The following is an 11413-nucleotide window of genomic DNA, read 5'->3' on the forward strand; positions in this document are numbered from 1 at the left end:
CTCAGAATTCCCACTTGTCGGCCAGCACTGCGATCAAATCGGCCTGACGTTTCTGCACCACCTCAGGCGTCCATTGGTCTTCACCGAGCACCTGGCTGGTGAGTGCGTAGGAGGAGACGTTGCTACGTCCACGGAAATAGGCATCCTTCTTCTTCCCGAAGTCATAGTTATGAGCCTGAGAATTCCGGCGCTTGTTCAATGGTACAAGATTGGCCAGGCGATGAACCCACTGCTCCCGCATCTCTGGCTCCGGCCACCATTCGGCCCACTGACTGGTGCTTGGGACGGTTTGCGGCAAGACGTGCTCGATGGTCAGCACCGTCGGGTCATAGGTTGCTGCACCATCCGATACGAATGAATCCAGCCGCAGCATCAGGTAGTTGCGTCGACGGGCGGTCAGTGTATAGATATCGCCCTGCAGGACCCGCCGCATGTCGGACTTTTCCTTGTCCGTCAGTTCGACGGCCCGGACCGGGTTGTCGTAGTCATGCGGCTGCTGTAGCGCCGCGATCAGCAGGGCATAGCGCTCGATACGCTGGTTCACGTTTTTCGCACAAATGTGCATGTAGGCCGCCAGGCGTTCCAGTTTCCTGAAGAACCACGCCACATAGGCAGGTTCGTTCTTGTGGTCTGCCAGGAACACCATAGCGGGCGGGACCCAGTCCGAGTTGTCGATGCGATTCAGCCAGCGCAAGGACCGATTGACCTTGTCGGCGTCGGTCTCGGCAACGTAATGGGACTCTCGCAGAACTGAAAGGGTCTCAGCATAGGGTTCCAGCACGTCTTCGATCAGCGTGCGCGTATCGCTGACCTGTGTCAGGACGTGATTGCGGAACTCCTCAAGCAAAGCCCGCTTGGACTTCTCCTTCGCATGGATCATGCGTACATAGGCGAACAGGTCGTTGAAGCCGGCGCGGCCCAGGTCGACCTCCATGTCCTCCCAGCGTTCGTTGTAGATTTCCTGCTCGCTGGTGGTTGAAAGCTTGCCGATGACATCCGCCTTGATGATGTCCGTCGGCTGGAGGTCGAGCCCACGGCTATTCATAACGGAGAACACGCGAAAAGCGGACTTCTGGCTGGGCGTGGAAACCGCCACGAGAAAACAGCGTTGCAGCAGGAAACTGATGAAGTCGCCCAGCCGTTCCGAGGCATCACCGAAGCGCGACCTGAGCCGCTCGATCAGAAGCTGGCTGTTTGCCTGGATGTTTTTCTGCGATTCGTTTTCAAGCGACGCGGACCCCAAGGCCAGGAGGTCATTGAACGCCAAGCCCTGCACGTAACAGGTGAAGAACTCGCGATCCTTCTCGCGCAGCGTCAAACGCGGCTTTGGCTCCAGGCCTGCGAACTTGTTTCCCGGCTCGGTGATGTACTGGCTGAGTGTGCTCCTGTCCTCCCCCACAAGCTGGGCTGCAATGGCGGCCAGCAGGATCGTCAGCGTGGTCAGGCGCTGCTGCCCATCGATCACTTCGGCCCTGGGGCTTCCCTCTTCCTTGATGAGCACGATGCTGCCGAGGAAATAGCCTTCATCCTCCTCGCTGCGGAAGAAGTCATATAGATCATCGAAAAGCTCCGAAGCCTGATCGGTCGTCCAGGCGTAGGGGCGCTGATACGACGGGATCAGGTATTCAAAGTCGGAACTGAAAATCTTGGCAAGCGGGAACTCCGCACCGCTGATCTTTTTGCTCATGTCTCTCTGTTTCTCCCTGATCTTTCTGTTCCGTCAGCGTAAAATGGTAGCCGTTGATGCGTGCGTGCATGGACTCGCCTGGCCTTGCCAACGGCTACCTGCTTATCGTGTCGTAATTTTTTAGGAGCCGGCTTCGTGGCATCAGTGGCCCGACAAGCACCGGCACTTCGGATCACCGGCGCGCTTTCCGCAATAACTGCAAGGCACATACCAGGCCCGCTCTTCGCGTTGTATCGGGCTTAGCTCATCGATGCGGGTGAAGTGGCCGCCAGGCTTGCCCATCTCTTTCCTGATCAGGGCTTCACCTGGCACGAATGCAAGGAGTGCTTCATGTATTGCCTGTTCATCTGGCTTATGATTGTTCCTGTCTTTTTCTTTAAAAAACATGGCAACATTTGGCCGTAGCATGATGTCTCCCTTCCTATTTGGTTTTTCACTGCTACGGCCATCAGGCTTTTTTGCGTATTTCTCGGCCTCACCTGTCTGCTGTTGCGGTTCGTTCAGTGAACGGCCGGTGATGCCCTGCATGATGTCCAGCCCGAATTCCAGCGAATGGATATCCGCACTATCGCTGTCTCCCCTGATGGCAGATTTTGCCGATGCGTGCAGGATCAGGTTATCGTCCACCTCCAGATGGAGCATGATCCGCTCGAATAGCTGCGGCAGCGATGGGGTGACCTTGACGTTCAGGCAGGCCAGAGGCTGGCGAGAGTCGTTGGTCTGCACATGGCGCCCGTGACGGGTGGGGGAGAGCAGGCTGATCTTGCCGACCCCGTCGCGAGGGTCGATGCAGTAGAGCATCAGGGTTTCCGCCTCACTGACCTCACCGGCAGTCGGCATCTCGTAGCCGGCACCAATGACCGGGAAATGCTGGTTGCGTGCTGCATGGACCTCGATGTTCTTGGCCAGGCGCAAGCGTGCCCGGTCATGGGCGATCCAGGCGGCCCCTTCCGAAATGATGGAGAAACCACGCTCGGAGATCTCGACTCGGGTGGCACCGAACATCTCAAACAGCCCCGACTGGACTGCCGGCATGTTGACGATGCCGCCGGTGGCGAGACACAGCGAGATATCGGAAGTGGTCAGGTCGGCTGAGTCGATCAGGGTCTTGGCCCGCTTCACCCCCTGGCGGATCTTCTGGCCGATGATCGCTTCCAGCTCGCTACGGGTCAGCAGGGTGTCGATATCGGGATCCGCGACGTCATTACGGAAGTACTCTGGGATAAAGATGTGCTCCTGTTCCCGCTTCGACAGCGCGATCTTGGCCTCTTCGGCGCGAGTCAGCAGACGCAGGCTGGCGCCCGGATCGACATCGGCTTCGTCGGGTTCGATGCCGGCCGCCTCGACGGCGTGCTTCTCGATCTCACGACGGATCGCCTCGTCCATCACGTCCCCACCGAGCTCGCTGGTGCCATCGTTACGGATTTGTACCAGCATGCCGTTCTGGACCTGACACAGCGTCAAGTCCAGGGTGCCGCCGCCCCAGTCGAAGACCAGTAGATACTGCCCCTCCAGGCGACGAATCTCGTTCGCAGGGTCTTCATGGGTGCGTAGGTAGCCATAGAGCGCCGCCATGGGCTCATGCACGAACTGCTCGATAACCAGGCCTGCCTGGTGAAAGGCCTCCCGCAGTTCACGGCGCTGCCTGCCATCCATGTCCACCGGAATCGTGACAACGGCGCGACCGATACCCCGGTCAAGCTTATATCGCGGGTCCTCTTCGGTAGCGTTCACCACGTGCTTGACGATATCCGCGACCATGTCGCGGGGACGTCGAGGGATGCCATCGACGTGCACATGCTCACGATCCAGCAGCATCTTGGGAGATCGGACCACGTTGCCGATGACGCCGATTTCGTGGGTCGCCAGGCGCTTCTTGGCCTCGCTGCCGCAGATAACGCTATCGCCCTCGTAGCAGACCACGGAAGGGTAGGGTTCCTCTCCCTGGTCGAACACCACGGTTTGGCCACCAGCCACCCGACTGATCAGGCTGTTGGTGGTACCGAAATCGAAGCCGAAGACCTCCATGTCACTCTCCTTCTGTTTCGCGTAGAACCTTCTTCAGATGCTCAAGCGTCTCTTCCACATAGGGCGAGACGATGTGCAGCTTGGGCGGGTCGCGTTGCAGTGCGATCAGCGCCTCCTCCAGGCGGGGCACCTCGCTCCTCAGCACCTTGGTGACCCGGGAACGCAGCCGATGCTTGTCATCCTCCAGGTGAACGCTGGCGGTCTGGGCGTTCTGCCTCTCCTGATGAAGCCTCTGCTCAAGCTCACCGGTCTTGCCCAGCAGGGTATCGCGCTCCTGGCGCAATGCGGCGATTTCCTGCTGCGCTTGATCGCGTTCAGCGGCAAGTCGCTCGACGTCTTTCCCCAGCCGTTCCAGTTCGCTGGCCTGGCTGGCCCTGGTGTTCTCGATCTGACGCGACAGCCAGCCCAGTGGTGAAAAGTCGGCGGCGTTCTGGGTGTAGGCCGCCTTGAGCAGCGCTTCCGTCGCCTGGGTAGGATAGTGGGTGCTGGTGGTAAAGACCCCATCTGCGCGCAGGAAGCGCAGGATGTCGTCTTCCCTGGCCCAGCCCTGGTTGGCTTGCCAGATCAGGCTCAGGAACAGCAGGTTGCGCAGCTTGTCCTTACGCTCTCTCTTTTCCCTGGCCTGCATCTCCTTGCTGGACTCCACCTGCTGCACTCGGCTGGCGTAGCGCCTGAAGAGTTCCTTGACGGGAGGACGTTCATCGTCAGTGAGAGGCAACCAGGCATCGACACCTTCCATGGCCAGGTCGAATCCCTCTCGGCCCGCATCGACGGCGAACTTCAGCAGCAGATCCTTGATGTTGCGATTGCTGTGAATCTCGAAGGCGGCGAAGGCCAGGTTCACGGTACGGGACAGCGAGGCATCCTCGCGCTGGGCCAGGTCGAGCAGCTCCGAACGTTGGGCGGCCGAAATGGTGCGCTCCTCCAGCTTCTTCAAAGCAGGCTCGGTGATCCTCTTCGGCGTACCCGAGGACGCATAGAAGCGCTTGATGATATCGAAGACCCGCGTGACGGCCTTGCTATTCTTCGCCTGGTTCCGAGTGGCAGCAGGCGCTGGCTCGCTGCCCTTGCCCTGTTCTCTGTCGATTGTACCGGTCTGCGCGTTGCTCTGGGCTTGCGATGCCGGTGAGGTCGCACCTGGTGAAGGCGTCTTCGCTTCCGGCCGGCTCTGGTGTTTGCTGGCCTGCTTGCCACGCGGCTCACCTCGGGAAACAGCGCCGGTGGCCTTGTTGACGATCTTCACGGACCTGCTCTCGTCCTTTGTGGAGTCAGTCATTCTCTACATCCTCGATGATACGGTTGGCCAGGGCCTCGAACAGCGGGCTGTGGCGCAGCTTCCTGGCCCAGCTGACAGCCTGCTCATGATCGCCGGCCTCCCAGCAGGTATTCATGGCCAGTGCCTGGATCTTCACCCGGTCATGGTCAGTGGTCAGGCGCTTGCTGGCCAGATGCGCCAGCTGAGGCAGTTGCTCCTGCTGCTCTGCGAGCGGCAGGCTGCAGAAGCGCATGATCTCGGCGGTCAGGGTATCCACCGGCAGGTTGTGGCCGGACACGGTCCTGGTCTCAGGGGCCGGGCAGTGTTTGCCGGAGCGAAGACCGTTCAGCATCCGGCAGGCGGTCGCGACCTGGCCGTCGGGGGCCAGCACCTCTGCTTCGCTGAAGGCGTTGTCGTTGAAGTTGACCAGCGCCTTGATCAGGTTGGCCAGGGGGTGGTCCAGGAAGCGCATTGACTCGCGGGCGGCGTGGAACTTGGCCGTGTAGTCATCCCGGTTCAGGCTCGTGCCACCACGCTGGTCCTTGGCCAGCACGCCGTACAGGAAGTCGCTGATGCCCTCGATGTAGTACCTGGCGCCATCCTCCTGCTTGGCTACCGTGATGAACTGGGCGATACGTTCGCTCTCCAGCGGCTGGTTCACGATCAAGATGTTGAAGGCCTGCTCGACCGCTGCCAGCTGTGCCTCGGTGGGGATATCGAATTCGATGTGGTAGGTCACCGAGTAGTCGACGCTGGTCAGGGTGACTTCGTGGAAGCCCGAGGAGAGCTGGCTGAGCCGCCGGCATGCCTGGCGGCTGGTCACTGCCTGATAATCGATCTCGATGCGCTCTGCCTGCTGGATGACCCAGTCTTCCGGTGGGAATGGGCTGGCTACCACCTCGCCCCGCTCCTTGACCATGCGACTACCCACCAGCAGCTGGGGACGCTTGAAGGGGTGGTGGTCGAAGATGTGCTGTCGTCGAGCCTCACGCTCCGTGAAGACCTCGCCGCACTTGTCGCACTGATAGGTGATAGGGCGATTGGGTATTGTTGGAATTTCCGGGATCAGCACGCTGCCCCCGGCATTGCCGGGGTCAATGGCATCGGTGATCTTGGCCATCGTTGTTAGCCTCCCTGCGCGTTACCGCATTGTCCTTATGATGTTTTCGCCGCCTTCTTCGCCGCCAGCGTGAGGTGGTAGTCGTTGATCCGGGCGCCCTTGGACTCTCCCAACTGGGGGCCGAGGTGGTACCAGGGGGCGGATTCCACGTCCTTGCCACGATCCTTCTTCCAGTGGATGTTGGGCTTGTGGACGAGTACCCCGGCACCCTTCTTCTTGGCGTCGGGAACGGACAGGAAGGGGCGGATATTGAGGCGCACGCCGTCGTTGAGGTCGGGGTGCCAGCCGATGGGCTGCTCTTCCAATGGCTTCCAGCGCACAAAGATGTCGTAGGGCTCTTCGCCTTCGAGGATCAGCTCCAGGCTCTTCTGCAGGGCCTCGGCGGCGGCCAGGCGGGCTTCGGCACCGTCGATGCCATCGCTGATCTGCTTCTTCTGCTGGGTGATCCAGTCGCCCAGGTAGGTGTAGGTGAGGGTTTCCAGCGCCTTGTAGTCGAGCCGGTGGTAGTTCACCAGCGCCGAGAAGCCGTCCTTGAGGCCGTCCCACACATGCCAGATGAAGGGTCGATTCTGGAACAACTTACAGTGCTGGGCGAAGAACTTGTCGCGCAGCCAGCTCTCCAGGTCCTTGCCGGCATGGTCGACGCTCTCCAGCAGCTTGCCGCGGATGGTGGCAGACCACTGGTCGCCGTAGGCGTCGGCCAGCAAGGCCTCCAGGCGGTCCACGGCGCGGCGCTCGCCGCGAACGGCGGGCAGGCAGACGATACCATCGCGGTCGGCATGGCTGAGCAGAGTCTCGCAACGGTCGACCCACGCGCGCTGCTCCTCGGCCAGCTCCATCTCCGGGTCTAGTTCCGCCGGCCAGCGATAGCCCAGCAGTCGGGCCACGGCGACCTGCAGCACGGTATCGTCAGTGCGCAGCGGACCATGGGCGGTCCATTTGGTGACCTCGTCCCAGATCACCGAGCCGCAAGGGTGGCCGTGGAAGATCCACTGGGTGGGATCATCGGAGTAGGGCTCTGGGAGACCGTGGGGGTATTGCTCTTCGGCGACTTTGGTCCAGTATTCGAGGTCGAAGGGGACCTTGACCAAAGTGGCATTGGTTACATTCATCTTTTGGTCAATTCGACGCACTGCTTTGTTATATGCGGCAGATGAGCAGAAGCACCAAATTGCCGGAATATGATTTAGATCGCGAGGAATTAGAGTCGCAACGTTTGTATCGAAGTGATGGCCGCTGTAAAAGCTCGCAGGAAGCAGCTGCATCTGAGAAATTCCTATGCCCTTTTTTCCCCAAGCATCTCTTCCGCGCTGGTCAACATTGTGAAGAGTTGCGACATTTTCGCGACCAAATTGGTGTAGTTGGCCCACGCCATTTTCCCATAGCAATATTCCTGAACGGCCTCCGAATAGATTATGGCTGTTTACAGTTGATTGCTCTTTTACCCATTCATCTGAAAAATATCTTATTTCCCAGTGGAGTCTCCTGAATCTAGGGTTGTCACCTGTGGATAATCCCTGGTGGTTGCTGGAGTATTGTTCCAGAAGATCTCCACTTATCTCGTCAAAGGATAATCTAGCATCTGGGTTGTCCAGTTGTTTTTTTTGCTCCACACTCTTTGCATTATCTGTTGTCAGTCCATCCGCTTTTTCAGCTGCTGTCCGAGGTTCAGAAACATCAACTCCTCGAATCCAGTTATCCTGACAATCCGAGTGCAGCAGACCCACTGACTGCCCCGTGCCACTCCCACTGCTAATATTGACCAGAATCGCCTTGACCACTTCGCCACTAATGGTCTCGAAGGCGCCGGGCCCCAGCCGCGCAATCAAATGCCAAATGTCGTTCTGAAGTAGTTTTTCCCGGAATTTTTTGTAACTAGCCAGGAATAGCCAGTTCTGCGGCAGCACATTGCTGGTGGTGCCGCCCTCCACGCAGAGCTCCAGGCAGCGATCGAGAAAGACCGTTGCAAGATCATTCTTGGCGGCCGGGTAGTAGTCGGCGCAGAAGGTTTTGAGCTTGGGATGCTGCTTAGTACGTGAGAGATAAGGCACATTGGTAATTACCCAGTGGTAACGATCCCCTAGCAGAGTCGCGGCCTTGGCCAGGCCCTGAGCGGTCACGGCTGTTTCATGCTGCTCGTCGCTGCTTTCCTGGGCACTTTCTTGAGAGAGCGCCTGATTCAGCGCTTCGGAGAGCTCGTCCCACTGGGCGATCTTGGCGGCGCTGGTGCGGGTGGGGTCGAGCAGGCTGCCGAGGATGGGGGCATCCTTGAAGCTGTCGTAGAGCCAGTCCAGGGCGATGGTGAGGTTTTTCTTTCCGAGCCCGAGGGCCTTCCACTCCTCCTTGGCCACGCTGATGGGCAGGCCGGAGCAGGCCAGGTGCAGCTCGGGCAATGAGCGATAGCCGCCGGCTTCCGGATAGCGCCAGGCGGTGAGGGCCAGGGCGAAGACGGCGAGCTCCACGCAGCGCTGGTCGATCTCCAGGCCGTGCAGGTTGTCGCGCAGCACGGCATCCACGGCGTCGCGGGCGCTGAGGCCCTCCAGCTCCATGCGCATGGGCACCAGCATCAGCAGGGCGGCGACCAGGAAGTGGCCGCTGCCGCAGCAGGGGTCCAGGGTCTTGAGCTCGGCGAGGCTTTGCGGCCAGGCATCGAAGGTGCCCGCGGCAGGGATCCAGTTGCCGGTCTCCTCGTCCTTGACGAAGCGCAGGTACTCCAGCGGCACGCCGGGCAGGCTGGCCTTGTCGCGCAGCTCCTGCTCGCTCTCGGCGCTGGCCAGGTCGGTGTCCGACAGGCGGCGGGCCGCCCACCAGGCGCCCAGGCTGTTATCCAGCAGGAAGCTGACCATATAGGGCTCGGTGAATAGCTGGGTGACGGCGGGCAGCTCGTCGGCGCCGATCTTCACCTCGGAGCGGTTGATGCGCTCCTTGTTGTCGGTCTGCCAGAACTGGTAGACCCAGCCCAGGCTGTCACTGGCGTGGAAGACCTCCGCGGGCAAGTCAATTAGCAGGCCCTCAAGGTCTCGCTGGTATTCGGCGGCCAGGGTCAGCTCGAACACCGGGCTGTCGACGCGGAACACCTGGGGCAGCATGGTGCTGGCCAGCCGGGCGGCCAGGGCCCAGCCGCTGGTGCGCTGGCCCTGTTCGGCCTCTTCTTCGGCCAGCTCCTCGCACTCCTCCAGGGTGATGGCCACGCCGTCATACATCAGCAGCTCGTTCTCGGCCAGGAAGCGGGCGAACAGCATGCGGTGCCAGTGCTCGTAGGCGATCTCGCCCATCAGCCGGGTGACCGCCTGGGCGCCCTCCTTGAGGGGGTCGCCGAGGCTACGGGCGTGAGCGCGCAGTCGGCGGCGCAGGGCGCGCTGGTCGTCACTCAGATAGCTGGGCGGGGTTTCCTCGCCGACGCCAAGCTGCTCCAGGGCGGCCTCGGCGGCCTGTTCGGCCACCGGGCGAGCCTTGCGCACGGTGCGGTCGAGCCGGTTGCGGAGTGTCTTGTCGAGTGGCTGCATGCTGCTGTCCTTTTAACCCTGCGAATGCGTATCCATTTGCACGTAAGCATTGCTGTGCGCATTGGGCGGCGTTTAATGCTCAATCTAATGCGCAGCGCATTGCGCTACGTATTGCGGTATTCGTAACGGGCGTGCTTGCCCTTTCCGGGGGGCTGGATCTGCGGGTTCTCTTCCCGTAGCTCGCGCATCAAGCGATAGGCGTGGTTGCGGTCGAAGCGGGTGATCTGGCGGATTTCCTTGTTGGTGAGACCCGCCTCGCCGCGCCTGGCGCGTTCGATCAGGATGCTGAGTACCCGGGTCTTGGCGGCATCCCAGTCGATGCGGCGGCGTGTTTCCGCATTGCCATCGGCACGAAGGCGCGCATAGAGCTCTGGGTGAATGCTCCAGTAGGCCCCACGGCCGCTACCGCCATGCTCCACGTAGCCCTGTCGCTCCATATCGGCGAGCAGCTCGCGGGTTTCCGGCTCGGTGCGCTGACAGAGCCCCGCCGCTGTGCCGGTATCCACCTCGGGGTGCTGCAGGAAATACTGCAGCAGCAGCAGCTGATCGACCCCGAGGCTGCGGCCGCGCTCGTTCTCTTCGGCCACGAACTGCCGAAACGCTGCATTGATCTCCCGCTTGTGGAAGATCACCGCGACGGAGTCGCCGATCTCGCGGATCACCGGGGGCTCCTTGCCTTCCATTAGCATGGCCTCAAACATGCGGCTGATCCCGAGGTTGCTGCGGTTGACAAGGCGCAGCTTGACCAGTGCATCGACCAGAAGAGGGTTACGGGCGGCTGGCTGGTGGTGGAGGATGTTGTTTTCGCTGATCCCAGCGATAAAGCCACCGTTGTTGCTGACCTCCAGGCGATGGGGATAGAGCTTGACCATCACGGGGCCGGCAAGGCGCAGGTCTCCGTGACAGAAGGCATTCATCAGCGCCTCGCGAACCGCGACCTCGGGCCAGGTGCGGTACTCGAAGTGGAACATGCCCTGCTGCACGGTGGTGATGGGGTTGAAGGGCACCATCAGCTCCTCGATGCGCTGCACTGATAGCGGCAGGGCGCTGACGCGGTCCTCGCGTATGCCGTATTCGGTATCGGAGCGCATCTGCAGGAAGGTCCACAGGTGCCCGGGCACATGCTCGCGCAGGGCCTCTTCGGTACCGGCCAGCAGGATGGCGGCGCGGGTCACCTGCCCCTTGCGAATCAGTCCCAGGGTATCGAGCAGTTCCCGGTCGGAGCGACGCAGGAGTTCGTCGGGGGCTCTTTCACGCTGAGCGAGGTTGCGCAGTGCCTCCAGGGCAACGGGCGAGAACAGGGCATCGTCGACGGGGCCAAGCGTCTCGGCGGTGTAATCGGTATCGCCGGTCTCCACGCCGATCTTGCGACGCTGGGTACCGGTGAGCGGTTGGCAGTCCTTGCCGATACGTATGGTGCCGCCACCCTTGGTGTCGGTATGGGGCGGCATGCCCGGGTAAACCTGCATGATTAGTACGCGACCGGTGCCCTCCGGCACGTGGAGCTCTTCGAATACCGGGGTGATGTGCGGGTCGGTCTGGTCGTAGACGGCCCGTTTCAGGATATTAACGTCGACTTCCGGCGGAACGCCCAGGACAGCTTGCTCGCGCCCAGCGATACGGTCGGCCACGCCGAACACCACGCTGCCGCCACCGCCATTGGCCATGCAGATGGCCATCTCGACCACCTTCTTCACAGCCTTGTCTCGGCTCTTGGTGTCCCACTGCTTGAAGTCCAGGTCCTGGTCTTCCAGGTCATCGGCGATGCAGTGCTCGAGTTCCTCTAGCAGCGCCTCGATGTCACGGCGTGATCTCAT

6 protein-coding genes are annotated in these 11413 nt (G+C 61.0%); all 6 read right to left on the minus strand.

The annotated features are described in order from the left end of the window. Nucleotide 1 precedes the first annotated feature (1 nt). On the minus strand, nt 2-1687 hold the full coding sequence (locus OCT48_RS01530; protein WP_263591017.1) for a DUF262 domain-containing protein: 1686 nt from the start codon (nt 1685-1687) through the stop codon (nt 2-4). 141 nt (nt 1688-1828) lie between these two features. Continuing rightward, complete coding sequence (locus OCT48_RS01535) at nt 1829-3715, minus strand: Hsp70 family protein (RefSeq protein ID WP_263591018.1); 1887 nt, start codon at nt 3713-3715, stop codon at nt 1829-1831. Between the two features lies 1 nt (nt 3716). Further along, a complete protein-coding gene (locus tag OCT48_RS01540) occupies nt 3717-4958 on the minus strand; it encodes a hypothetical protein (RefSeq protein ID WP_263591019.1) in 1242 nt (413 codons plus the stop codon). Between the two features lie 25 nt (nt 4959-4983). Next, entirely contained in the window at nt 4984-6090 is a 1107-nt protein-coding gene (locus tag OCT48_RS01545) for a hypothetical protein (protein ID WP_263591020.1), read from the minus strand. A gap of 35 nt (nt 6091-6125) precedes the next feature. Further along, nucleotides 6126-9596: a BREX-1 system adenine-specific DNA-methyltransferase PglX gene (locus tag OCT48_RS01550; RefSeq protein ID WP_263591021.1), complete on the minus strand. Its 3471-nt coding sequence runs from the start codon at nt 9594-9596 to the stop codon at nt 6126-6128. A gap of 104 nt (nt 9597-9700) precedes the next feature. Beyond that, nucleotides 9701-11413 carry an RNA-binding domain-containing protein gene (locus OCT48_RS01555; protein WP_263591022.1) on the minus strand — a complete coding sequence of 571 codons (1713 nt, stop codon included), beginning with the start codon at nt 11411-11413 and terminating at the stop codon, nt 9701-9703.

This window comes from Halomonas sp. M4R1S46, from assembly GCF_025725685.1.
GTDB lineage: Bacteria > Pseudomonadota > Gammaproteobacteria > Pseudomonadales > Halomonadaceae > Halomonas.